Annotated in this window: 22 protein-coding genes and 3 tRNA genes; 10 read left to right on the top strand and 15 right to left on the bottom strand. The window is 66.2% G+C overall.

The features are described from left to right. Positions 1-12 precede the first annotated feature (12 nt). The 3 genes from ftsH to tilS form a co-directional block, all read right to left on the bottom strand. Positions 13-2016, bottom strand: coding sequence for an ATP-dependent zinc metalloprotease FtsH (gene ftsH, locus AB4079_RS13550; protein ID WP_441787830.1), 2004 nt, complete (start codon positions 2014-2016; stop codon positions 13-15). A 76-nt stretch (positions 2017-2092) separates the two neighbouring features. Continuing rightward, the gene (gene hpt, locus AB4079_RS13545) at positions 2093-2644 is read right to left on the bottom strand and encodes a hypoxanthine phosphoribosyltransferase (protein ID WP_441787829.1); all 552 of its coding nucleotides are present in this window, start codon (positions 2642-2644) and stop codon (positions 2093-2095) included. Positions 2645-2664: 20 nt separating this feature from the next. Continuing rightward, positions 2665-3738, bottom strand: coding sequence for a tRNA lysidine(34) synthetase TilS (gene tilS / locus AB4079_RS13540; RefSeq protein ID WP_441787828.1), 1074 nt, complete (start codon positions 3736-3738; stop codon positions 2665-2667). A 44-nt stretch (positions 3739-3782) separates the two neighbouring features. Here tilS and AB4079_RS13535 point away from each other — a divergent pair, with 44 nt between their 5' ends. After that, positions 3783-4274, top strand: a complete 492-nt coding sequence (locus tag AB4079_RS13535) for an inorganic diphosphatase (RefSeq protein ID WP_441787827.1) — start codon at positions 3783-3785, stop codon at positions 4272-4274. 92 nt (positions 4275-4366) lie between these two features. Here AB4079_RS13535 and AB4079_RS13530 read toward each other — a convergent pair whose 3' ends face one another. Then, positions 4367-5677 carry an NlpC/P60 family protein gene (locus AB4079_RS13530; RefSeq protein ID WP_441787826.1) on the bottom strand — a complete coding sequence of 437 codons (1311 nt, stop codon included), beginning with the start codon at positions 5675-5677 and terminating at the stop codon, positions 4367-4369. Beyond that, positions 5670-6935 carry a peptidoglycan DD-metalloendopeptidase family protein gene (locus AB4079_RS13525; protein WP_441787825.1) on the bottom strand — a complete coding sequence of 422 codons (1266 nt, stop codon included), beginning with the start codon at positions 6933-6935 and terminating at the stop codon, positions 5670-5672. The genes AB4079_RS13530 and AB4079_RS13525 overlap by 8 nt, the downstream gene beginning before the upstream one ends. A 361-nt stretch (positions 6936-7296) precedes the next feature. Here AB4079_RS13525 and AB4079_RS13520 point away from each other — a divergent pair. The 4 genes from AB4079_RS13520 to AB4079_RS13505 all read left to right on the top strand — a co-directional run bounded on the left by AB4079_RS13520 (position 7297) and on the right by AB4079_RS13505 (position 9891). Continuing rightward, positions 7297-7369, top strand: a tRNA-Glu gene (locus AB4079_RS13520). 61 nt (positions 7370-7430) lie between these two features. Further along, positions 7431-7504, top strand: a tRNA-Asp gene (locus AB4079_RS13515). A 63-nt stretch (positions 7505-7567) separates the two neighbouring features. Next, a tRNA-Phe gene (locus AB4079_RS13510) sits at positions 7568-7643 on the top strand. A gap of 232 nt (positions 7644-7875) precedes the next feature. After that, complete coding sequence (locus AB4079_RS13505; protein ID WP_441787824.1) at positions 7876-9891, top strand: acyltransferase family protein; 2016 nt, start codon at positions 7876-7878, stop codon at positions 9889-9891. A 126-nt stretch (positions 9892-10017) separates the two neighbouring features. Here AB4079_RS13505 and AB4079_RS13500 read toward each other — a convergent pair whose 3' ends face one another. Genes AB4079_RS13500 through AB4079_RS13490 form a run of 3 tightly spaced genes read right to left on the bottom strand, consistent with a single transcriptional unit; the run spans position 10018 to position 11902 of the window. Then, entirely contained in the window at positions 10018-11061 is a 1044-nt protein-coding gene (locus AB4079_RS13500) for a hypothetical protein (protein ID WP_441787823.1), read from the bottom strand. Beyond that, a complete protein-coding gene (locus AB4079_RS13495) occupies positions 11058-11753 on the bottom strand; it encodes a cytochrome b N-terminal domain-containing protein (protein ID WP_441787822.1) in 696 nt (231 codons plus the stop codon). The genes AB4079_RS13500 and AB4079_RS13495 overlap by 4 nt, the downstream gene beginning before the upstream one ends. After that, positions 11750-11902 (bottom strand): hypothetical protein, encoded by a 153-nt coding sequence (locus AB4079_RS13490; RefSeq protein WP_441787821.1) that lies wholly within the window; start codon positions 11900-11902, stop codon positions 11750-11752. Before AB4079_RS13490 ends, AB4079_RS13495 begins: the two co-directional genes overlap by 4 nt. A gap of 130 nt (positions 11903-12032) precedes the next feature. On the opposite strand from AB4079_RS13490, the gene AB4079_RS13485 reads away from it, so the two are divergent. Both AB4079_RS13485 and AB4079_RS13480 read left to right on the top strand, forming a co-directional pair. Beyond that, the gene (locus AB4079_RS13485) at positions 12033-12887 is read left to right on the top strand and encodes a CPBP family intramembrane glutamic endopeptidase (protein WP_441787820.1); all 855 of its coding nucleotides are present in this window, start codon (positions 12033-12035) and stop codon (positions 12885-12887) included. Positions 12888-12917: 30 nt separating this feature from the next. Further along, positions 12918-14075, top strand: coding sequence for a cation:proton antiporter (locus AB4079_RS13480; RefSeq protein ID WP_441787819.1), 1158 nt, complete (start codon positions 12918-12920; stop codon positions 14073-14075). A gap of 39 nt (positions 14076-14114) precedes the next feature. Here the strand turns inward: AB4079_RS13480 and AB4079_RS13475 are convergent, their stop codons facing one another. Together AB4079_RS13475 and AB4079_RS13470 are read right to left on the bottom strand one after the other, a co-directional pair. Next, positions 14115-15977, bottom strand: coding sequence for a heavy metal translocating P-type ATPase (locus tag AB4079_RS13475; protein ID WP_441787818.1), 1863 nt, complete (start codon positions 15975-15977; stop codon positions 14115-14117). Further along, positions 15974-17044 carry a zinc-dependent alcohol dehydrogenase gene (locus tag AB4079_RS13470; RefSeq protein ID WP_441787817.1) on the bottom strand — a complete coding sequence of 357 codons (1071 nt, stop codon included), beginning with the start codon at positions 17042-17044 and terminating at the stop codon, positions 15974-15976. The genes AB4079_RS13475 and AB4079_RS13470 overlap by 4 nt, the downstream gene beginning before the upstream one ends. Before the next feature lie 148 nt (positions 17045-17192). Between AB4079_RS13470 and AB4079_RS13465 the strand changes: the two genes are divergently transcribed. Continuing rightward, entirely contained in the window at positions 17193-17618 is a 426-nt protein-coding gene (locus AB4079_RS13465; RefSeq protein WP_441787816.1) for a hypothetical protein, read from the top strand. Positions 17619-17736: 118 nt separating this feature from the next. On the opposite strand, the gene AB4079_RS13460 is transcribed toward AB4079_RS13465, so the two are convergent. After that, positions 17737-18669, bottom strand: a complete 933-nt coding sequence (locus AB4079_RS13460) for a universal stress protein (RefSeq protein WP_441787815.1) — start codon at positions 18667-18669, stop codon at positions 17737-17739. Positions 18670-18803: 134 nt separating this feature from the next. Between AB4079_RS13460 and AB4079_RS13455 the strand changes: the two genes are divergently transcribed. Then, complete coding sequence (locus AB4079_RS13455) at positions 18804-19358, top strand: flavodoxin family protein (protein WP_441787814.1); 555 nt, start codon at positions 18804-18806, stop codon at positions 19356-19358. A gap of 6 nt (positions 19359-19364) precedes the next feature. Here AB4079_RS13455 and AB4079_RS13450 read toward each other — a convergent pair whose 3' ends face one another. The 4 genes from AB4079_RS13450 to AB4079_RS13435 all read right to left on the bottom strand — a co-directional run bounded on the left by AB4079_RS13450 (position 19365) and on the right by AB4079_RS13435 (position 21191). Further along, positions 19365-19499 carry a universal stress protein gene (locus tag AB4079_RS13450; protein WP_441787813.1) on the bottom strand — a complete coding sequence of 45 codons (135 nt, stop codon included), beginning with the start codon at positions 19497-19499 and terminating at the stop codon, positions 19365-19367. Positions 19500-19632: 133 nt separating this feature from the next. Then, positions 19633-19842, bottom strand: a complete 210-nt coding sequence (locus tag AB4079_RS13445) for a universal stress protein (RefSeq protein ID WP_441787812.1) — start codon at positions 19840-19842, stop codon at positions 19633-19635. A 31-nt stretch (positions 19843-19873) separates the two neighbouring features. Further along, positions 19874-20293, bottom strand: coding sequence for a pyridoxamine 5'-phosphate oxidase family protein (locus AB4079_RS13440; protein ID WP_441787811.1), 420 nt, complete (start codon positions 20291-20293; stop codon positions 19874-19876). Beyond that, complete coding sequence (locus AB4079_RS13435) at positions 20280-21191, bottom strand: universal stress protein (RefSeq protein ID WP_441787810.1); 912 nt, start codon at positions 21189-21191, stop codon at positions 20280-20282. Before AB4079_RS13435 ends, AB4079_RS13440 begins: the two co-directional genes overlap by 14 nt. Positions 21192-21333: 142 nt before the next feature. On the opposite strand from AB4079_RS13435, the gene AB4079_RS13430 reads away from it, so the two are divergent. Next, positions 21334-22248, top strand: a complete 915-nt coding sequence (locus tag AB4079_RS13430) for a universal stress protein (protein WP_441787809.1) — start codon at positions 21334-21336, stop codon at positions 22246-22248. Positions 22249-22272 lie beyond the last annotated feature (24 nt).

The following is a 22272-nucleotide window of genomic DNA, read 5'->3' as shown; positions in this document are numbered from 1 at the left end:
CGCGCGGCGGCCCTAGGCGGTGGCCGGCCGCGGCTTGATCGCGGGAGCGCGCTTCGGCTTTGCCGTGGGCGGCTCGGAGTCGACCCCGCCATCCACTGCGCCCGCGTCGATCGGGGCCTTCGGGAACGGAATGGGCGGAACGTCCGAGATCGGCCGCTTGTCGCTGGACAGCCACTGCGGGCGCTCCGGCAGCTTTTTCACGTCGGCGAAGATCTCGGCGATCTGGTTGTGGTCGAGGGTCTCGTGCTCGAGCAGCTGGGCGGCGAGCCGGTCGAGGACCGCGCGGTTCTCGTTCAGCACCTCCCACGCCTCGTCGTGCGCCTTCTCGATGAGCTCGCGCACCTCGGCGTCGACGCGTTCGGCGATCCGCTCGGAGTAGTCGCGCTGGTGGCCCATGTCGCGCCCGAGGAACATCTCGCCGTTCGCCTGGCCCAGCTTGACCGAGCCGATGTCGGAGCTCATGCCGTACTCGGTGACCATCTTGCGGGCGATGGAGGTCGCCTTCTCGATGTCGTTGGATGCACCGGTGGACGGGTCATGGAACACGATCTCCTCAGCGACGCGGCCGCCCATGGCGTAGGCGAGCTGGTCGAGCAATTCGTTCCGGGTGATCGAGTACTTGTCTTCCAGGGGCATCACCATCGTGTAACCGAGGGCGCGGCCGCGCGGCAGGATGGTGATCTTGGTCACCGGGTCGGTGTGACGCATCGCGGCGGCGGCGAGAGCGTGGCCGCCCTCGTGGTACGCCGTCATCAGCTTGTCCTGGTCTTTCATGACCCGGGTGCGCTTCTGCGGACCCGCGATGACGCGGTCCACGGCCTCGTCGAGGGCGCGGTTGTCGATCAGCTGCGCGTTCGAGCGCGCGGTCAGCAATGCGGCCTCGTTGAGGACGTTCGCCAGGTCGGCGCCGGTGAAGCCCGGCGTCTTGCGGGCGAGCACCTCGAGGTCGACGGATGCCGCCAGCGGCTTGCCGCGGCCGTGCACCTGGAGGATCTTCTTGCGGCCGAGCATGTCGGGTGCATCCACACCGATCTGGCGGTCGAACCGGCCCGGACGCAGCAGCGCGGGGTCGAGGATGTCGGGACGGTTGGTCGCCGCGATCAGGATGACATTGGTCTTCGGGTCGAAGCCATCCATCTCCACCAGGAGCTGGTTCAGCGTCTGCTCGCGCTCGTCGTGACCGCCGCCGAGCCCGGCTCCACGGTGACGACCGACGGCGTCGATCTCGTCGATGAAGATGATGGCGGGCGAGTTCTCCTTCGCCTGCTGGAACAGGTCGCGGACGCGGCTCGCGCCGACGCCGACGAACATCTCGACGAAGTCCGAGCCGGAGATCGCGTAGAACGGAACGCCCGCCTCACCCGCGACCGCGCGGGCGAGCAGCGTCTTGCCGGTTCCGGGAGGGCCGTACAGCAGCACGCCCTTCGGGATCCGCGCGCCGACCGCCTGGAACTTGGCCGGCTCCTTGAGGAAGTCTTTGATCTCCTCGAGCTCCTCGATCGCCTCGTCCGAGCCCGCGACGTCGTCGAAAGTGACCTTCGGGGTCTCCTTCGTGACGAGCTTCGCCCGCGACTTGCCGAACTGCATGACCTTGTTGCCGCCGCCCTGCATGCCCGAGATCATGATCCAGAAGAACACGCCGATGAGCAGCGCCGGGATGAGGAAGCCGAGGATGTTGACGAACCAGTTCGGCTGCGGCACCTCGTCGTCGTAGCCCTTGGGAAGGTTGGCGTCATCGACGGCCTTCACCACATCCTGGCCGCGCGGGGTGACGTAGTAGAACTGCACCTGGTCGCCCAGAGTGCCGTCCGCCTCCTTCAACGTCAGGTCGACGCGGTTCTCACCGTCGACGATCTTCGCGCTCGACACCTTGTCTTGCGACAGGTACTCCAGGCCCTTCTGGGTGGACACACTCTTGAAGCCGGACATGGTGATCAGGCTGGAGCCGATCCACACCGCGATGATCGCGAGCACCACGTACAGAATCGGGCCGCGGAAGATCTTCTTGACGTTCATGGTGCGACCACAGTACCGCCTGGGCGCTGTGGGCCGCCTGCGTGTTCGCTCTGGGCACTCTCCATGCCCGCGGTGGTCAGCTGTAGACGGCGGGGGCCAGAATCCCGACACCGCGAAGGGTGCGGTAGCGCTCGTCGTAGTCGAGTCCGTAGCCCACGACGAACTGGTTCGGGATGTCGAAACCGACGTACTTGACGTCGATCTCGACGCGAGCCGCATCGGGTTTCCGCAGCAGGGTGAAAATCTCGATGGAGGCCGGTCCGCGGCTCTTCAAGTTGGAGAGCAGCCACGAGAGGGTCAGGCCGGAGTCGATGATGTCTTCGACGATGAGGACCGTCTTGTCGCTGAGGTCGGTGTCCAGGTCTTTGAGGATGCGGACGACGCCGCTCGACTGCGTGCCGCTGCCGTAGGAGCTGACGGCCATCCAGTCCATCGTGACCGGGATGCGCAACTCGCGGGAGAGGTCGGCCATCACCATGACGGCGCCCTTCAGGACACCGATCAGCAGGACGTCTTGGCCGGCGTAGTCCCGCTCCACCTCGCGGGCCAGGTCGGCGATGCGGGAGCGGATCTGCTCCTCGGTGATCAGAATCTCGGTCAGGTCGTTCTCGACGTCCGTGAGTTCCATGAGGGAGGCGCTGTCCTTACTTACGTGGTGGGGTGGAACATGAGCAGCCCGTTCTGCCTGACCACTCTAACGCCTGGCAGATCGACCGCTCCCTGGCCGTGCCAGTCGGTGATCAGGGCGGCGACCGCGAGGGTGTGGGCGCGGGTCAGCGAGACGCCGAACTCCGCGGAGACGACCAGCCGGATGATCCGCTGCCGCAGGGCGGCCGGGTCGGCGGCGAGGCCGCGGACGTCGAGTGCGACGGCGCCGTCGTCGGCTTGACCGACCAGTTCTTGCGCCCATTCGAGGGCGAGGCCGTCGAGCGCCTCGTCGTCCTCCCGCAGCTGCTCGGCGGTACGGGCGAGCGCCTCGGCGACGCCGGGACCGAGCTCCCGCTCGAGCACCGGGAGGACGGCGTTTCGCACCCGTACGCGGGTGTAGGAGGGGTCGACGTTGTGCGGGTCGTCCCACGGCTCCAGCCCGCTGTCCGCGCAGAACGCGCGCGTCTCGGCGCGACGAATGCCCAGGAACGGCCGCAGCAGGCGGCCGGTGTCGGGCAGCATCCCCTGCAGGCTCGACGGGCCGGAGCCGCGTGCGAGGCCGAGCAGCACCGTCTCCGCCTGGTCGTCGAGGGTGTGGGCGAGCAGGATGCGCTCGGCGCCCGTCTCGGCCGACGCGCGGTCGAAGGCGGCGTGCCGGGCGGCGCGGGCGGCAGCCTCCGGACCGCCGACACCTGTGACCTCCACACGTTCGACCAGCACGGGGTCGAGACCGAGCGCCGACGCCTGCTGCGCGGCGCGGTCGGCGACCGCATCCGAACCGGGCTGCAGGCCGTGGTCGACGATCACGGCGCCTGCGCGGAGACCGGCACGCGGTGCCTCGAACGCGGTGGCAGCCGCCAGGGCGAGGGAGTCCGCTCCCCCGCTCAGCCCGACCAGCACGAGGGCGCCCGCGGTGAGCGGGGCGGGGCGGGCCGGGCCGTGGTCGTCGTGCGGGTCCAGCGCCGGGAGGGCCGAGGCGGTCGCGAGGGCCGATCGGACCGCCCGGCGGGCGTCCGCGATGGCCGGGGTCAGCCGCGGGCGGCGCTGGGGGCCTTCGGAACCGGTGAGGGGCACCTAGTAACGTTAGTGCCGAATCACGACCCACAAAGGAGCACGGCATGGCCGAATACGACGTCGTCATCGAGATCCCCAAGGGGAGCCGCAACAAGTACGAGGTGGACCACGAGACCGGTCGCGTGTACCTCGACCGGGTGCTGTTCACCAGCTTCGTCTACCCGACGGACTACGGCTTCTTCGAGAACACGCTCGGCGACGACGGCGACCCGCTGGACGCGCTGGTACTGCTCGAGTACCCGCTCTTCCCGGGCGTCGGAGTGAAGGTGCGCCCGGTGGGCGTGCTCAACATGAGCGACGAGGCCGGCGGCGACGCGAAGGTCATCGCGGTGCCGTACAAGGACCCGCGCTGGCAGCACATCCAGGACGTGAACGACATCCCGGAGCAGACCCGCAAGGAGATCGAGCACTTCTTCGCCCGCTACAAGGACCTCGAGCCGGGCAAGTTCGTCAACATCGAGGGCTGGGGCGACGCCGCCGAGGCCGACGGCCTCATCCAGAAGGCCATCGCGAAGCTCGCCGCCGAGGGCCACTGACCCGGCCACGTCGGCCCCGCCGTCGAGTACACGAAAAGTGCACGCCATCCAGCTGGATGGCGTGCACTTTTTGTGTACTCGACGGTGGGGGGTTAGGCGCTGGGGCGGGCGACGAGGCGCCACGGGGAGCCCCAGACCGACTGGATCTTGACGACGTCGCCCTCGGTCGGAGCGGCGATCATCTTGCCGCCGCCGATGTAGATGCCCACGTGGTAGAAATCGCCCGGTCCGTCGCCCCAGAAGATCAGGTCGCCGGCCTGCTTTGCGCCGTAGGAGACCAGCTGGCCGTGGTTCGCCGCACGGAAGTACTGGTCGTTGACGGAGTGCGAGCCGATGTAGACACCGGCGTACGCGTACGCCTTCATTGTCAGCCCCGAGCAATCGTAGCCGACCGGACCCTCGCCGCCGAAGATGTAGGGCTTGCCGAGCTGGGCACGAGCATAGGAGATCGCGGTGTCGACGACGTTCCCGTTCGGCGCGGCTGGGGCGGAGTAGCCTCCGCCTGACGATGAACCCGAGGACGCCGCGGGACGGGATGCCGCGGCGGCCGCCGCCGCCTGGCGTTGCGCCTCAGCCGCGGCAGCCGCGGCCGCCGCTTCCGCCGCCTTGCGTGCCGCCTCCTGCGCTGCCCTGATCTGCTCGCCCTGCAGATATGCCGCCTCGGTCTGTGCCGACGTGTTCTTGAGCGTCGCCAGCTGCGCCACCAGCTCGGTGGACTTCTGCTGCTGGGCGGCGAGCGCCGACTGGGCGCCGGCCTGCGCATCCTGAGCGGCCGCCAGCGCCTTGTCCGCCTGGTCGGCGAGCGTGACGCGCTCCGCCTTCGCCGCTTTCGCCTGCGCGGTGAGCGCGTCCGCGGTGTTCTTGTCCTTCGTGGCCTGGTCGTAGACCGCCTTCGACTGCTCGGTCAGCTTGCTCATGGTGCCGAGTTGGAAGAGGAGCTTGTCCGCCTCTGCTCCGGAGCCTCCGCCCTTCAGCATGAGGTTCGTCGTCACGTCTCCGCCGCCGGACTTCGCCAGGTGGGAGGCGAGTAGGCCGGCGCGCATCTTCGAGGTCTTCGCCTTGTCGGCTGCTGCGGCGGCCTGCTTCTGGAGGTCGTCGGCCTTTGCGGTCGCCGCTTCGAGCGCGTTCTTCGCCTGGAAGTACGCCTCGGCCGCCTTCTCCGATGCCACGCGCGCCGCATCCACGTTCGCCTGCAGACCGGTGATCAGCGTCGTGATGTTGTCGATCATCGCCTGCTGGCTGGCCACGTTGTTCTTGGCCTGCTGAACGTCGTTCCACGATGGGTAGTCGACCGCCTGGGCGGGGCTGACGATGCCGATGGATGCGGTGACCGCGCCCATCACACCGGCGCCGATGGCGAGACCGGGACGGACCCGGCTGCTCTTCACGTTGTCGCTAGCCAAGGGGTGCCTGCCGATCTCTCATGAAGGGGATGCCGTCGATCTTCGTGTCGTTGATGCGCACCTCGAAGTGGAGGTGGCAGCCGGTCGAGGCGCCCGTGGTGCCGACGCGAGCGATCGGCTGACCGGCGCCCACGTGCTGACCGATGCCGACGAGGATGCCGCCGTCGCGGATGTGCGCGTAACCGGTCTTGACGGAATCCCCATTGTCGAGCAGGACGAAGTTGCCGTAGGTGCCGTTCGGGCCTGCGTAGATGACATTGCCCTCGTGGGCCGCGTAGATGGGCGAGTTGCACGACGCACCGATGTCGATGCCGAGGTGGTAGGTGCTGCCGACGCCTCCGGGTGATGGCCGAGCGCCGAAACCGTCCGTGATCGGACCTGTGGCGGGGACCGCCCACCCCTGTGGGCCGACGTACCCGCCGGGCAGGCCTCCGGAGCCTCGCGCAGCGGCTGCGGCGGCTGCTGCCGCGACACCGGCCTCATAGCCGGCGACGGTCTTCGTGGTGCTGTCGTGGAGTGCGGCGAGCTGCGCCTGCATGACCACGATCTGCTGCTGTTGTTCGGCCAGCTTGTCCTGGGCGGCCTTCGCCGCGGCGATTGCAGCCTGCATTGCGGCCTCGGCCGCGACTCGCAGCCTCTCGCGCTCCGCCTTCGCAACGGCCGCCTGCGCGGACAGCGACTTGGCCGTGTTCTGCGCGGTCTTGGCGTCGGTGTAGACCTTGTTGGACTGCTCGACCAGCTTCGACATGCTGCCGAGCCCGGAGAGCAGCTTGTCGGGGCTGGCGGAGGAAGCTCCGTTCCCACTCAGGAACAGATTGGCGGTCAGATTGCGGCCACCTGTGCGGTACAACTGGGCGGCCAGCTTGCCCGCCTGGGCACTCGCGTCGTCCGCTTTCTTCTGACTCTGCGCCGCCTGCGACTCCAGGTCCTGGGCCTTGATCGTGGCCATATCGAGGGCGGCCTGCGCGGCCTCGAGTTCCTGACCGCGCTTCACCGCTTCGGCCTGCGTGTCGGCGACCTCGCCCTGGAGTTGGGAGATGAGGTCGTTGATGCGGTTCACCTGCGCGCTGGCGGCGGCCTCGTTGGCTTTGGCGTTCTGGACGTCCTGCCAGGACGGGTAGTTGTCGGCGTACGCCGGGGCTGAGACGGCTCCGACCACCGCGACGGCGGCGACGATCAGACCGGCCAGGGCTGCACGGACCGCCCGGCGGCGGGAACCGCTCGGGGAGGTGGTCGGGGGTGCCGTTCGGCTGCTCATCTGGCGTCTCATAGTGTTATCGACCCGCTCGCTTCCGCATCCACTGTGGTCACACAGGTCACACCTGTCCCACAGCTCAACATGCGCCACTTTAGCAACATGGCGTTCGAGCCCCCGGAAAACGGGGCCTGAACAGTGGTCGGGGGAGTGCGCTCGCACGGGCAGTCGGGGGACCGCCTGGGCCGCAGACTACGGGGCCGCATCACCCGCCCGCGGGATTTGGCGGTGGCGTTGCGAGAAGCGAGAGGTCCTCATCCACGTCGACCCGCCCGGGATCCGAACCCGATTCGCAATCTCCGCGGGTCTTCCGTATGCTTGTCCGTCGGTGGTCATGGTCAGCGGAAGCGGTCCACGACGATCCGGCCCCATCGTTTAGCGGCCTAGGACACCGCCCTTTCACGGCGGCAGCACGGGTTCGAATCCCGTTGGGGTCACGTTCCGACGGTGTCCATTAGTATTAACGAGCAGTACGAAAATCAAAAAGCACCACAATAAGGCCCTGTAGCGCAGTTGGTTAGCGTGCCGCCCTGTCACGGCGGAGGTCGCGGGTTCAAGTCCCGTCAGGGTCGCTCAGGCGACAAGCCCTTCCACTCGGAAGGGCTTCCGTCTAGGTGGACGTGCAAGCGTCCCCAGGCTCTGTAGCTCAGTTGGTAGAGCGTTCGACTGAAAATCGAAAGGTCACCGGATCGATGCCGGTCGGAGCCACCAAAGAACCCCCGGTCCGATGCGGAGTCCGGGGGTTTTCCTTTGGCCAGTTCGAGCATCAGGATCGCGTTTGATGGTGCGGAGCCCGGGAATGAACGGGATGAGGGCCAGAAGCGAGGAATGAACCGCGAGACGCGCTTGGAACCGAATCGCCCATAGCCCAGTATCATTTCCTTGGCTTGAAATAGGTCAAACTTTTGGAAGTGCGACCTGGTGTCGCCTAGGGGGATCCCGTATGACTGGCAGTGCGGCGCGCCACAAACCCAAACTTCGATATGACATTCAGGCGCTGCGCGCCCTGGCCGTCATGCTCGTCGTTACCTATCACCTTTGGCCAGGGAGGGTGACAGGCGGGTTCGTCGGGGTCGATGTTTTCTTTGTAATCTCCGGGTACTTGATTACATCTCATTTGGTTGCAGGCGCTGTTGCGCCCGGCGGGATCAAGCTAGGCAAATTCTGGGCAGGAAGAGCCCGGCGCCTTCTCCCGCTCGCGACCACTGTGTTCTTGGCGACCATTATCGGGATGTACGCTTTGCTGCCCGAGGCGCTTTGGCGAGCCACGCTGCGAAACGTTGTCGCGGCGGCGCTTTACGTTCAGAATTGGGCATTGGCCGCTGATTCAGTGAACTATCTCGCGCGCGACCAAGCGCCCGTCGCGACCCAGCACTTCTGGTCTCTTTCTGTTGAAGAGCAGTTCTACATCTTTTGGCCGTTGATGCTTATAGCGGCGGGAGGCGCCGCATATAGAATTCAACGCCGGCGGCGCGGCACACAATATTCTGTAGATGCTCGTCAAGTGAAGCGCGTTGCGCTGCTTTTCGTTGCGGCTGTTGCCATCGTCTCGTTCTGCTACTCGCTGTGGCTCACGCAGAGCCAACCGGCTCTGGCTTTCTTTTCAACGGCTGCTCGCGCTTGGGAATTCGCCGCCGGAGGTCTACTCGCGTTCGCCCCCGCAGGTGCTTCCCTGGAAAAAATCTCGCGACCGCTGAAGATATCTGCCAGCTGGTTGGGAGCGCTCTTGATCGGTATCGCCTCCGTCTTTTTCACGAGCACGACGTTGTTCCCCGGTGTCGCAGCGCTGGTGCCGGTGGCCGGCGCAGCACTTTGGATTTGGGCCGGAGAGGTTCGCGAAGGCTTCGTGCCGTCTGATGTCGGCCGCCTCAGGCCCATCGCTTATATCGGCGGAATATCCTACGGAATCTACCTTTGGCATTGGCCACTGATAGTGATGTTCCCGTTTGCGTCAGGTCACTCCCTTAATACCCTTGAAAAAATAGGGATCGCTGGCGGCGCAGTCGTGCTCGCTGCGGCGAGCAAAGTATTGATTGAAGACCCGTTCCGTTACGGTCCCTTCTGGCACTTAAAAATCCGCAGAAGCTTCTATCCCGCGGTAGCAGGCACTGTCGCGGTATGCATCATTTGTGCCGCGTCACTTACGTTCATCAATCAACAGGCAGCACAAGCCGCGGCGGTCGCTGCCTCCCTACCGCCGGCCGTACTTGGAGCTGCGACAAACCCCAAGATGCCCTTGACTCCATCCCCATCCGATCGCTTATACGACCGAGGGGCCATGTTTGACTGCTTCGATCTCAACCACAGCGCGTCGCACTCGTGCACTTATGGCCCGTCCGACGCGAAGGTTTCAATTGCGATCACTGGCGATTCACACGCAGCGCACTTCATTCCTCCGCTCATGGCAATCGCGAAATCAAACGGATGGCGTCTGACTACTTTCGTGGGTGTGTCATGCGACGCGGGGCTGAGCGGAGACTGCGGCGGTTCGCCCGCCGGCTTCAATGGCTTGGTCGACGGCCATTACAATTTGGTCCTTTACAGCGCCTACCGCGGATCCACTTCCCCAAGGAGCGGCGTCGAAGCGTTTCTTGCCGCCTTGCAAGCCAAGAAAGTGCCGATGTTGACCATCGCGGACGTGCCACTTAACTCGCCCGAAGCCTACGCGTGCATTGACAGGTCCAAAGGGGACCCTCAGCTCGCGAAGTCGTGTTCCACTCCACGCCAAATCGCCCTCAACTCGGTCCCCGACCGAGTCGGTCCAATTTCGCGGGCCCTTGGAATCAAAAATCTAGACTTGACGGACGCGTTCTGCTCGAAAAAAACCTGTAGAGCTGTGGATGGAAACACAATTATTTACCAGGACTCTCCGACCTCGCATATTACTCAAACATTCGGATTGCTCCTTCGGCCGCGTCTCGAAGCAGCTGTAAAAAGCTCGCTAGCTTCCACTCACTGACACAGCGCCCAGCTCGTTCACGGGCAAACGGTTCCTGATTGGGCAGCACCTGCTGAGGCGCTTGCGCTTCCGGTGCCCCCAATCCCACCGACTCCCTCTATCGAACGAGCCACAGAAGACAGGCATTTATGGTCGGCCGACCTCAACGGGCGCGTGTTCCCGTGTGGGCGCAACGTGTTCCGGAGACGGTGCGGCACCGGAAGAGGTGTGCGCGTCGACTGGCGGGGTCTGCGACCGGTAATGGTCGCGCCAGATCAGCCGGTGAAGTGGGATCCACCGCGGGATGGTGCGGAGCCCGGGGATGAACGGGATGAGGGCCAGAAGCAGGGTGAGCACCCCCATGATGAGCACGACCAGGAGGTCCGCGTTGGGGGCGGAGGCGAAGGGCTCGACCTGGTAGAAGAAGGAGAACAACCACAGCCAGGACTGGCCGGGATAGTTGCCCGTCTCGTTCATCACTCCCCACTGGTCGCCGGTCAGGTGCTGACCGGCGGCGAGATTCTGGAAGTAGGTTCCGTCTCCCAGGAAGAGGATCGCCCGGGTGAAGTCCAGGTTGTAGAAGCCGTGGCCGGCGAGAGCACCATCAAGGCCGCCGCTGCGCGCCATGGCCGTCAGCGACGTGATGAGCGCTGGGACGGGACCATAGGCCGCACGAGCCGGTGGCAGCGCGGAGCCTTTGTCAGCCGCCAATGCTTTCGCGTAGGCATCCGTCCATCGCGACTGCGCGGTCGGGCTTGCGGCGGACCAGGTGGCGACGGCGCGCGGCACGACGGGCAACGTCTTCAGCGGTGCGATGACGAAGTCGTTCGCCGTGTCGATCGGGAGGCGTACGCCGGACATGCTCTGCAGGTCGAGCGGGCCGAGCGTCTGGGTGGCGTCCGGAGTGTTGTTGTAGGGCGGCCCGTATCCCGCACTGTCGCTGGTTCCCGCCAGTTCTGCGGTCGCGGTGGTGGCGAAGTCGAGGGGCTGGCTCGTCGCCCACGACGAGAAGGTGACGCTGCGCTCGTCGGGCGAGCCGAGCAGCGCGACGATACCGACAGTGAGAAGAGACACGACCACGAAACCGACCGTGACCTCTTTGAACAGGTCGTAGTCGCGGACCCGGCCGCGCCACGGGCGGCTCGCCAGATCGTCTCCCGCTCGCCAGGACATGCTCGGCGTGGTCTTCATGGTCGTGTCTCCGATTCGTTCCCGGCTCTAACGACCTGGTCATCCGTCTCGGTGGCGTCGATGGGCGGCACGACTCCGTGCATCCGCACCAACAGCACGTGCAGGGCGACGATCGCCGCCACCCCGAGCGGGAGGAGCGCAATGTGCCAGGTGAACATCTGACCGAAGTCGGCGACGTTGAACCAGGCGCCCACGCCCACCGCGTTCAGTGCGTCCTTGCCTTCGAACGCGATCCATTGGGAATCGAAATTCGACTGCAACAGGTACCCGGTGAACCCCGCGACGATGGAGACGGCGAAAGCAATCACCCCGGTGATCCACGTCAGAACGCGACCACCCCGCCAGGCTGCCATCCAATACTTGCCCCATAGGTGCACGACCATGAACAGGAAGAACAGCTCGACACTCCACAGATGGACGCCGTTGGTGAAGTGGCCAAGAGCGGAGACGTGATACCAGGCGGGCCCGTTCAGGCTGAGCACCAGTCCCGACCCGATGACGACGGCGAGTGCAGCAAGCGCGGCCATGCCGAAGACGTAGATCCAGGATGCGACGTAGCTGGGTTGATCCTGCGGCAGCAGCTTGTCCGGCGGCAGCCGCTTCAGCAACCACTGTCGCGCCCGGCCCGTCCAGGTGTATACCTCATCCACCGCATCGGCTCGAGTTCCAGGCGCGGTCTTCTGCGAGGTCATGGCCGTCGCCGTGCCTTCGGGAAAGGGAGGACCAGCGCCAACACGAACAGCAGGAGCATGACGGCGATGACGATCGCGTTTCCCAGCTGGATGACGAAACTGCCCCACCCGAGATAGATTCCCGGTTCCACACTCGTGAGGATGTTCACGAAGGCCTCCTTGACTCTAAGGCCAGCGTGAGTCAGTCGCCGGCAGGAGCGGAGAGTCGAAAGTCCCGTGAGAGGAAGACCCGAATGGAGGAACCATGGAAGTGTCTCGGATGAAGATGTGGGATGCCCCGTGACAAGCGGCGAAGGGCGCCGCCGGACGGTACCCGATGCTCATTCTTCAGTCCCACGGTTTGGCCGGTCACTAGCTGTATTCATCGCAGTCACCTTCGGTTTCACCTGGCTCGCTGCACTGCCGCTCGTCCTCTCCACGCCCCCCGCTGTGCTGCCGTGGTACTTCTATGCGGGAGAGGCCGGCCCGGCGCTCGGAGCGATCGCCGCGACGCTTGTGCTTCGCCCAACCGGCGGACTCCGCGGATGGGCGAAGCGCACCTTCTCGTTCGTGGGCATCGGCCGCGCAATCAGCGTCGCAGTCGCTTCCCTCGTGCTGTACTTCGGCGCCGGACTCCTCGTAGAACGGTTGGCCACCGGTTCGCTCGATCGGCTACCCGCCGTTGGCTTGACCACGAAACTTCCGGGCGTGCCCGCCATCGTGGTCCTGCTGGTCTGGGTCCTCAGCAGCGGCATCGGAGAAGAAACCGGGTGGCGGGGATGGTTGATGCCTACTCTCACCGATCGGTTTGGCTTCGTGGCGGCGGCACTGATCGTTGCTGTCGTGTGGATGGCCTGGCACGCGCCCCAGTTCGTTTTCAATCCTGGGTTTCGGGAAATGGGATGGGCAGCAATCGGATGGGCTGTTGCGCTGATCGCCGGCTCCTTCTGGCTAGGGTTCCTGGCCCGTCTCGGACGTTGGAGCATCATTCCCGTCGTCCTCTGGCATGGCGGGTTCGACCTACTGACCTCGAGCGATCTCGGGCCTCAGGCCTTTCCGGCGACGGTCAGCACCATCGTTATCGTCCAGGGGATCATCGTTCTCGTGATCATCGCGGTCCGCACCCGCCGGCCTGTTGCGAGCACGACACGATGACGCGGGTGTCCTGCTCGCTAGGGTGAGCGGGTGAGCGTTGCATCCCTGGCTCTCGTCGTCGCGGTCGGCCTGCTTGGTCCCATGCTCGCCGCGCGGCGAGCATGGCGGATCCCCGTTGTGGTCGGGGAATTGGCCGGCGGGCTGATTATCGGAGCCTCCGGGTTTCGCTTGGTCGATCCGGGTGCTCCGGGTTTCCGGCTGCTGGCGAGCATCGGGTTCGGCCTGACGATGGTTGTGGTCGGCTCGCACATTCCCTTGCGTGACCCAAAGATAAGGGCGGTTCTTTCTCGCGGGGCGGCGGCCGTCGTCGTGGTCGGAGTGGCGGCTGCGGTGCTTGGGTCGGGGCTTTCGCAGTTGTTCGGCACGCATCACGCAGTCCTCTATGGGGTGATTCTGGCCTCTTCATCGGCTGCTGTGATTCTGCCGATGCTGCAATCTGCTGGGCTTGCTGGGGCGTCGTTCTCTCGCCTTTTGGCGCAAATCGCGGTCGCCGATGTCGTGTGCATCATTGCTCTGCCCTTCGTGCTTGCACCGAACCAGGCGATGGGGTCCGCGATCGCCGCTCTAGCGATTGCCGGGGGCTCCATCGCCTTGGGCCTGGTGCTTCGGCGCCTTGAGCGGCTCGGTGTCCGCCGGCGGTTCCATGAATACTCGGAGCGGCACCGGCTCGCGCTTGAGCTCAGGCTGAGCCTTGTGGTTCTTTTCGCTTTCGCTGCGGTCGCGCAGCTTGCCGGGCTGTCTATCTTGTTCGCCGGATTCGCGCTCGGGCTGGTCTTGTCTGCCGTTGGTGAACCGCACAGACTGGCCCGGCAACTCTTCGGTATGACCGAGGGTTTCTTCGGCCCGCTCTTCTTCGTGTGGTTGGGTGCCTCTCTGGATCTGCGTGATTTGGCTGCGCACCCCGCAATGGTTCTTCTTGGCGCCCTGCTGGGTCTCGCCGCGGCTGTTGCTCACCTCGTTTCCCGCGCTGTCGGTTTGCCGTTGCTTCAAGCACTTACCTCCACGGGCCAGCTCGGCGTCCCTGTCGCGGCCGTCACGCTTGGTATCCAAGCAAAGGCCCTTGCCCCCGGCGAGGACGCTGCAATCCTGTTCGGCGCTTTGGTAAGCATCGCGCTATCCGCCGTCGCTGTCGGAATACTGGCCCGACGCCCCAGTCCAAGAGACCGGTCGTCAGTTGAGCGATCGTGAGGCGTGGCACGTATAGAGCGACAGCAGTAATGGCCGCCACTATGTGCGCGTGCGGGCCGGTCGAGCGGCCCGCAACGCAGCGACAATCGTCGCCACATCGACGACCTCCTGCAGCAGAGCCCCGATGGTGGCCGGAATGAAGCCGAACGCTGCGACCAGCATCAGGGCGACCGAGGCGGCGATCCCCAGCCAGATGCTCTGCAGAGCGATACGCACCGTACGGCGTCCGATGAGGACCGCGTCGACGACCCCACCGATGTCATCGGCGAGCAGCACCACATCCGCAGACTCGCTGGCGGCGGTGGCGCCCTTCGCGCCCATTGCAATGCCCACATCGGCGCTGGCGAGCACCGGCGCATCGTTGACGCCGTCGCCGACCATCACTACGGGGCGCTCAGTGCAGGATGCGACAAACGCGACCTTGTCGGCCGGGAGACACTCCGCTTGCACGTTCTCGATGCCCAGCTCGGCGGCGATTCCAGCAGCCGTCTGCTCGGCGTCACCGGTCAGCATCGCGATGTCGCGCACGCCCAGTTCGCCGAGCCGGCGCAGAGTATCGCCGGCGTTGGCACGCGGGGCGTCGCGTTCGATCAGCACCCCGGCGTACTCACCGTCGATCGCGACATAGATGGCGAGCTCGCCGGGTGCGATCGCTGCTTCTTTGCTGTCATTGGCGTGGGAGGCGACGAATCGAAGCGTGCCGACGGCGACTTCCCGGCCGTCCACCTGGGCGAGGACACCGTCCGTCGCGTGTTCTTCGGCGCCGCTCGCCTGCTGCAGCGGCAGTGACCGTTCCGATGCCGCCTGAACGACCGATGCGGCGAGAACGTGCGACGAGTACTGCTCCGCGCTGGCGGTCATGGCGAGGAGCTGGTCGGCGTTGAAGCCGGCCGCCGACCGAATCGCCAGGAGCTGTGGCCGTCCTTCCGTGAGGGTTCCCGTCTTGTCGAAGACGACGGTGCGCGCGGCTGCGAGTCCCTCGAACACGGTCCCGCTGCGAACGATGATGGCGTGGTGTGCGGCGAGGCTCATCCCGCCGATGAAGGCGACGGGGGCGGCGATGAGCAGCGGGCACGGGGTGGCCAGCACAAGCACCTCCGCGAAGCGGACCGGATCTCCGCTCACAAACCAGGCCAGTGCGGCGAGCAGAAGGGAGAACACGGTGAACGGCACAGCGAACCGATCGGCCAGCCGCACCACCGTGGCCTTGCTGCGCGATGCTCCCGCCACCAGCGCGACGATCTGCTGATACTGACTGTCTGCGGCCACCGCGGCGGCACGCACGTGCACCGCGTGGGCTCCGTTGATCGAACCGCTGAGAACGGTCTCGCCGGGACCCTTGAGGACAGGCATGCTCTCCCCCGTGATGGAGGAGAGATCGAACGATGCCTCGTCGGCGAGGAGAACAGCATCCACGGGGACCACCTCGGCGGGACGAACCACAAGAGTGTCCCCGACCCGCACCTGATCGATCGGCACGTCTTCCACCGCTTCCGCGGTGTAGCGGTGGGCCGACCGGGGGTCTCGTCGCAGCAGGGCGTCCAACTCACGCCGCGCCCGGCGGTTGGCGTAATCCTCCAGGGCTTCGCCACCGCTGAGCATCAGGACCACGATCAGGGATGCGACCACCTCCCCGACGAGGACCGTGGCGACGATCGCCGTGATCGCCAGCACATCCACACCGACTCGACCGGCCAGGAGGCTACGGATCATCCGAACCGTGTACCCGGCGGCAACCACGAGCGCGTACCCGCCCGCTGCCCACGTGGCGACCTCGACGAGCCTCACAGCCACCAGCACGCCGCATGCCACGCCCACAAGAACCGTGAGGGAGACCACCCAGTAGCGGGTGACCAGGCGCATCACGCGCGGCATCCTGGCAGCAGGTCGGCCGTTGGTCATCCGAAGGTCGAGGATTCGTTCACCTCGCGTGATGGCTGCTCGACCGGCTGGGCCGAGTCGTATACGAACACCAGCCGAGCGGGCACTTCACCGGCGAGCACCTCTGCCACCGACTGGTTGACGTCGCGGATGTCCCGGGGCGCGGCGATCACCCGAGTCCGTCCCGCCGCGTGCAGGGTGAACACCTCAGCGAGATCCTGGCGGGTGCCCACGATCGACCCGATGATCGAGATGCCCTTGAGCACGGTCTCGAACACGGGGATGGTGAGAGTCCCCTCCGCGGGAAGGGAGACCAGGATCATCCGCCCGCCGCGGTTCAAGGAGCGGAATGCCTGCTCGAACACGCTCGGTGCTACCGCGAGCACGATCGCCACGTCGGCTCCGCCCAGGTGCTGGATGGCGACCGCTGGGTCGGTTTCGGCCGCGTTGACCGCGTGATCGGCTCCCAGCTCAACGGCCAGCTCCAGCTTCTCTTCGGTGACGTCGACCGCTACGACCTGAGCGCCGACCAACCGGGCGTACTGCACCGCGAGGTGACCGAGGCCGCCGATCCCGAACACAGCGACCCGCTCTCCCGGCAGCACGTGCGCGGCTTTGACGGCGGCGTACGTCGTCACGCCGGCGCAGGTCAGTGGTGCCGCATCCATCGCGGACACGCCGTCGGGCACCGGCGCCGCGAACCGGGCGTCCGCCAAGGCGTACTCGGCATACCCGCCATCTACCGCGTACCCGGTGTTGTACTGCTGCTCGCAGAGGTTCTCGCGTCCGTCGATGCAGTAGCGGCATTCGCCGCACGCATGCCCCAGCCAGGGAAGCGCGACGCGCTGGCCGACGGTTCGCGTGTGAACGCCATCGCCGAGCCGCTCCACGATCCCGACCCCTTCGTGCCCAGGGACGAACGGGAGGCCCGGCTTGACCGGCCAGTCCCCATTGATGGCATGGATATCGGTGTGACACAGCCCGCACGCCTCCAGACGAACGAGCACTTGGCCCGGCCCGGGTGTGGGGATAGGACGCTCCTCAACAGCGAGGGGCTGACGAAACTGGCGAACGACGGCTGCGCGCATGGCGGTTCCTTTCGGGGATGTCGCCAGTCTTGACCGCCGCACCACTCCTCGTCTGGGCCGAAAGTCCCGAGCACGGCGCTCAGGGGTCTTTCGACCCTGCCGTGAGCTCGGCGGTCCCGACAGCATCGGAGTGAGCATTGGAGTAGCCATGAAGCGTTGGATTCGTATCGTCCTCACCATCCTCACGGCCACGATCGGCCTGACGGCGGTGGCCGGAGGCCTCGCCCTCGTTATCGGCGCGGTCACCGCCTCGACCAGCGGGGGTATCGTGCCCGATCGCGCCTTCCTCGAAAACGGCCCCTTCAGTTCGTACGTTGCGCCGGGGCTGCTGCTTGCGGTGATCGTGGGCGGAACGCATCTTCTCGCCTCGGTGCTCGTCGGACGCGGATCGCAGGCTGGATCGTTCGCCGTCGCCGTCGCCGGATTCGGTCTACTGATCTGGATCTTCGTGCAGATGATGGTCATCCCGTTCAGCCCCCTACAAGCGATCTACTTCGCAGCCGCACTCGCCGAACTCGGCCTGCTCCTGCTCAGCATGGGACTGGTGGGCCGGCGCGCGTTGGCCGCCTCGTGACCGGGACGCTGCGGTTTCTTGGAGCCACCGACACGGTCACCGGTTCCCGCTACCTGGTGGAGGATTCCGGCACGCGCATCCAGGAACGCCGGTCACGAACCGAAATCAGTCATGGAGGTCATGTGGTGCGCTCCCTGAACGACGTTCCGGACGGGTAGTTTCTGACGACAACCACCGGTGTCCGGACGTTCAGGAGAACGTCGTGGCTGGTCGAGCCGAGCATCAGCCGCTTCACCCCATGGCGGTTGTGTGTTCCCACGACAAGCAACCGGGACCCCTCCGCTGCGTCCACGAGCCCCTGGGAGGTCGGCGCCTCGACGACCCTGCTTCGCACTTCTACCTCCGGGTGCAGTTCCCGCGCCTCGGCGGCCGCCTCCCCGACGATCCGTTGCCGACGGTCCCCGAGAGTGCTCTCCGGGACCAGACCGGCAAGAAGCGGGTTGGCCGTGTATCCGGCGCAGACCACGGTCAGCGGCTCATTCCACGCGGCGGCCTCGTCGACGGCGAACGCCACCCCCTCCTCGGACGGCAGTTCCCCATCTACTCCGACCACGACGCCCGAACCGTCATCCGCCCAGCCGTGCGGAATCACCGCGACCGGACACTGTGCCGTGGCGGCCACGCGAATGGCGAGCGAACCGGTGAAGTCATGGCCTTGCTCGAGAGCAGAACGCGTGCCGACTACCAGCAGGTCCGCGTCCTGCGATTCGGCTGCCAACTCCGTTCCCGGGTGACCGTACGCGTAGCGTGTCGCGACCTTGATCGGTCGAGGGTGCACCGCCGTCACGCTGCCGGAAGACGGCTGTGTCTGCCTCGCACGCGCTCGCTCCTCAGCGTGTCGCTGCGCGATCTCACGCTCGGCCGCCAGCAGCGCTTCCGCCTCCAGAACCAGCAAACGGTCCGGCTCGTCCAAGCCGTCACTCCATGCCTGCTCGATGACGTAGACCAGAACCAGTTCCGCGCCGTCACGGGCCGCCCGATCGGCCGCCCAGAACAGAGCGGCCCGACGGTCCGGATCGCCCTCGACGCCAACCACGATCGTGTAACCCATCCGGTCCTCCTGAAACGTGAAGAGATACATCGAGGCTCACAGCCCGATGCCCGCGTCCGTAGTGCCGAAGGTCCCGTGTGTCGATGTGACCTTCGGCCCTGACGCTCGCAGCCACGCCCACGCAGAGTGGGCGCATGAATGACACTGTTCCCGTCGCTCAGGCGACCATCGTCTTCGAGTCCATGTTCGGTTGCACCCGTCGTGTCGCCGAAGCCATCGCGGAAGGTCTCCGCACCGGCGCCACGGTCACCGTCATCCCGGTGAAAGACGCTCCGGAGACGTTCCCCGGCGTCGACCTGCTGCTCGTTGGAGCGCCCACCCACGTCCACGGAATGAGTCGGCCATCCACCCGCGCCGAGGCCGGCCAATGGGGCAACGATCCCGAACGGCACCTGCAGCTGGAACCCGACGCGGAGGGAATCGGGGTACGCGAGTGGCTGGACACCTGCGGGCGGTTGCCTGCGCGATTCGCAGCCTTCGACACCCGTGCCGACATGACCGAGCTGTTCAGCGGATCAGCCGCCACCGCCATTGAAAAGCGACTCAAGCGGCTCGGCTCGCGCCGCCTGACGGGCAAGGACAGCTTCCTGGTCGACAAGCAAAGCCAGCTGCAACCGGGCGAGCTGGATCGCGCGCGTGCGTGGGGTCAGACCCTCGCGGCAGAGCTTCCACCGGCAGCCCACACGTGAGCCTGCCTACTCTCGGTCAGCCGCTTCCGTCCCGTGCAGGACCAGCACCGGGCAGTCGGCATGCTCTGCACAGGAGCGGGAGACCGACCCGAGTAGCAGCCCGGTGAACCCGCCCAATCCCCTGCTACCAACGATCAACATCTCGGCACCCTCCGATTCGGCGATCAGTTGACGGGCCGCAGAACCGGTCCGGATCGCGGACGAGTACCAGGGCGGGGCCTCGGAGCCGAACACTTCACGAGCCGCCTCTTCGGCGATCGTCTGGGCGTCGCGCTCAGGCGACCAGCCCCTCGATCACATAGCCCGGCCAGGACTGCGGGTACTCCCACACAGTGACTCCGACGAGGTCGCAGGCGAGGCGTTCGGCCATGCGTGCGCCTCGCCGCAGGGCGGAGAGCGACGAGGCGGAGCCGTCGACTCCGACGACGATTCTTGCGCCGGGACGGCTGCGATCCTCGCCGGTGGAGTTGGCTGTGTCGGTCATGATGCAGGTGCTCCTTCCAGGGCAGGGATCGTCACCATCGCTCCGGCTCAGGCGAACGGGAGAATCGCCGACCCGTGAGCTGGTCGATGTCGATATGGACGTACCGGTACTTCAGGGTGGGGATCCACGGCTGCAGCGGGGCCCGATCGGCCTCGTCGATCTCCGTCTGGCTCTCCAGCTGCCGGGCCCGGCCGTGGATGATCACGCTCCAGGCTTCCTCGTCGGTGTGGCCGTCGATTTCGAAGGCGACGGAGTCATGCACCGTCAGCTCGAGCAGTTTGGTTCCCGGGGCCGTCCGGATCAGGATGGACCGCCCATCGCTGAAGTAGTTGACCGGGTAGATGTCTGCCTCACCGCCGGCGGCCGTGGCCAGACGTCCGATCGTGTCGTGTGTGAGAAGTTCGCGGCATTCGTCACGGTCGAGTTCGCGAATCGGCTCATCCGATCGCATGGTGTTCTCCTTTCATTTGCAGCGGTTCACGCCGGGCGGCGCCGACCGGTGCGTGGACGACGATCGTCGGCGAGGACAGGTTGAGGAGCACGTCGTAGGCGACGGCGCCGAGGCTCCCGAGCTGCGCATGTGCCCGCCGCGAGTCGCCGATGACGAGCAGTTCCGCGCTCCGACCGAGTTCGTTCAGCACAGCCCCCGGCGGCCGGCGGACCACCCGGCTCCGGATGACGATGCCCGGCTGCCGGAGTCGCGCGCGGTTCGCTGCCATCGCCAGGAGTCCACGCGCCTGATCGTCTCGACGAAGTTGCCAATCAGCAGCCTGGTCATCGTGCTCCAGGTCGAAGGGCTCTGGCACGCTGGATGACCGGACAGCCAGGAGCTCGCAGTCGTGCTGACAGGCTGCGTCGGCCGCCACATCGATCGCTGCATAGCCGGCCGGGGTGTCATCCACCCCCACCACAACGCCCCGGCGCATCCGGGACGCTACCTCCGGGATGATCGCAACCGGTCCGATCGCCAGGTTGGCCAGTTGCAGACTGCGCGATCCGAATGCGCGGCCGTAATGGAAACCGGTCTTGTGCGTGCCCACCACAAGCATCGTGGTCGGCTGGCTGAACGCCGCCAACTCGACCATTGGACTGCCTAGGCGTACCTCACCACGCAGCTCAACATCTCTTCCCAGTGAGCGAGCGTAGGTGAGGTCCTCTTCGAGCCGCTGCTGCGCGTCCCCATCGACCTCGCCGATCAAGCGGGACCCGACGGCCCCCCACTCGTCATCGGCGACATGGATCAGGCGCGCTCCGACCTGGTCCTCGTGGGCCCGTTCAACCGCCCACCGGACAGCAGCGCGAGACGGTACCGAACTGTCGACACCGACGATGTACTCCTGGAAACCCATGCGGACACCTCCCTCGAACGAAGTCAACGCCGGCACGGCTCGCTGCGCTGGGGCCAAAGGTCCCGCGGGACCTTCGGCCCCAGCCGCACGCGCGGCTACGGCTTGACTATGCAGACGGAACCAATCGCATCGTGAGGTAGACATGACGAACAGAACGGTCATCTGCTGGGACGGCTCGCCGGCCTCCGAAGCAGCGGCAGCGTGGGCACTGCGACGCTCCCGCAACGGCGGCACCACAGTCGAGATCTTCGATGTCCTGGACCGGGCGCTCTTCGCCGGAGACCCCGGTGCGATGAAGCGCGTCACCCTCGAAGAAGAGCAGCGGCTCACAGACCGTGTCCACGCGATCGAGAGAGTGCACCCCGGGGCGGTCGCCGGCAGTGCGCTGCTTGTCGGTGACCCGTACGATCTGCTCGCCGAACAGACGGGACCGAGCACCCTGGTCGTCGTGGGGACACGGCAACGCACAGGACCGAGGATGCGGTACGGCTGGTCGTTGGGCGCGCGCCTCGCGACCTCCGCCGACGGACCGGTGGCCATCGTTCCCGACGAAGCACACGAGGACGCTGCGGCGCGCAGCGGCGTCGTCGTCGGGGTGGACGGCTCGCCGACCGGTCGGCTGGCCATGGACTACGCGGCGGGGGAAGCCGACGCGATGCACCAGCCATTGATCGTCGTGCACTGCTGGCAGGAGCCGTTGGTGCAGGAACCCCTCATCGTCCCGGACGATGAGTTCGTCGACTCGCAGCAGACTGCGCATCAAGAACTACTCGACGATCACGTGCGGCATGCGCGGGAGCAGCATCCACACCTCGAGGTGCGCGCCGTTCTCGCCCGTGACCACCCCTCGTCCGTCCTTCGGGCGCAGTCCCAGCATGCCTTCATGCTCGTCGTCGGCAGCCGTCAACTGACCGGATGGAAACGCGCCTGGCTCGGATCGGTTTCGCACGCACTGGTGCTCGATCTGGCCGCGCCCACGGTCATCGTCGGACCCGGCACCCGCGCCGCAACAGGGGCTGACCGGCAGCTCAGCCGCAGCGCTACACTCCCAACATAGGCAGTCGGCGGACGCCGCGCGGCG

The organism is Leifsonia sp. 2MCAF36 (assembly GCF_052115525.1).
Lineage (GTDB): Bacteria > Actinomycetota > Actinomycetes > Actinomycetales > Microbacteriaceae > Leifsonia.
This window is presented reverse-complemented; position numbering and strand designations above follow the sequence as displayed.

What these genes read in the sequence shown, in the direction of transcription:
- ftsH (WP_441787830.1), bottom strand. Translation starts at nt 2,016, where the DNA reads ATGAACGTCAAGAAGATCTTCCGCGGCCCGATTCTGTACGTGGTGCTC.
- hpt (WP_441787829.1), bottom strand. Translation starts at nt 2,644, where the DNA reads ATGGAACTCACGGACGTCGAGAACGACCTGACCGAGATTCTGATCACC.
- AB4079_RS13535 (WP_441787827.1), top strand. Translation starts at nt 3,783, where the DNA reads ATGGCCGAATACGACGTCGTCATCGAGATCCCCAAGGGGAGCCGCAAC.
- AB4079_RS13525 (WP_441787825.1), bottom strand. Translation starts at nt 6,935, where the DNA reads ATGAGCAGCCGAACGGCACCCCCGACCACCTCCCCGAGCGGTTCCCGC.
- AB4079_RS13505 (WP_441787824.1), top strand. Translation starts at nt 7,876, where the DNA reads ATGACTGGCAGTGCGGCGCGCCACAAACCCAAACTTCGATATGACATT.
- AB4079_RS13500 (WP_441787823.1), bottom strand. Translation starts at nt 11,061, where the DNA reads ATGAAGACCACGCCGAGCATGTCCTGGCGAGCGGGAGACGATCTGGCG.
- AB4079_RS13495 (WP_441787822.1), bottom strand. Translation starts at nt 11,753, where the DNA reads ATGACCTCGCAGAAGACCGCGCCTGGAACTCGAGCCGATGCGGTGGAT.
- AB4079_RS13475 (WP_441787818.1), bottom strand. Translation starts at nt 15,977, where the DNA reads ATGACCAACGGCCGACCTGCTGCCAGGATGCCGCGCGTGATGCGCCTG.
- AB4079_RS13470 (WP_441787817.1), bottom strand. Translation starts at nt 17,044, where the DNA reads ATGCGCGCAGCCGTCGTTCGCCAGTTTCGTCAGCCCCTCGCTGTTGAG.
- AB4079_RS13465 (WP_441787816.1), top strand. Translation starts at nt 17,193, where the DNA reads ATGAAGCGTTGGATTCGTATCGTCCTCACCATCCTCACGGCCACGATC.
- AB4079_RS13460 (WP_441787815.1), bottom strand. Translation starts at nt 18,669, where the DNA reads ATGGGTTACACGATCGTGGTTGGCGTCGAGGGCGATCCGGACCGTCGG.
- AB4079_RS13455 (WP_441787814.1), top strand. Translation starts at nt 18,804, where the DNA reads ATGAATGACACTGTTCCCGTCGCTCAGGCGACCATCGTCTTCGAGTCC.
- AB4079_RS13450 (WP_441787813.1), bottom strand. Translation starts at nt 19,499, where the DNA reads ATGTTGATCGTTGGTAGCAGGGGATTGGGCGGGTTCACCGGGCTGCTA.
- AB4079_RS13445 (WP_441787812.1), bottom strand. Translation starts at nt 19,842, where the DNA reads ATGACCGACACAGCCAACTCCACCGGCGAGGATCGCAGCCGTCCCGGC.
- AB4079_RS13440 (WP_441787811.1), bottom strand. Translation starts at nt 20,293, where the DNA reads ATGCGATCGGATGAGCCGATTCGCGAACTCGACCGTGACGAATGCCGC.
- AB4079_RS13435 (WP_441787810.1), bottom strand. Translation starts at nt 21,191, where the DNA reads ATGGGTTTCCAGGAGTACATCGTCGGTGTCGACAGTTCGGTACCGTCT.
- AB4079_RS13430 (WP_441787809.1), top strand. Translation starts at nt 21,334, where the DNA reads ATGACGAACAGAACGGTCATCTGCTGGGACGGCTCGCCGGCCTCCGAA.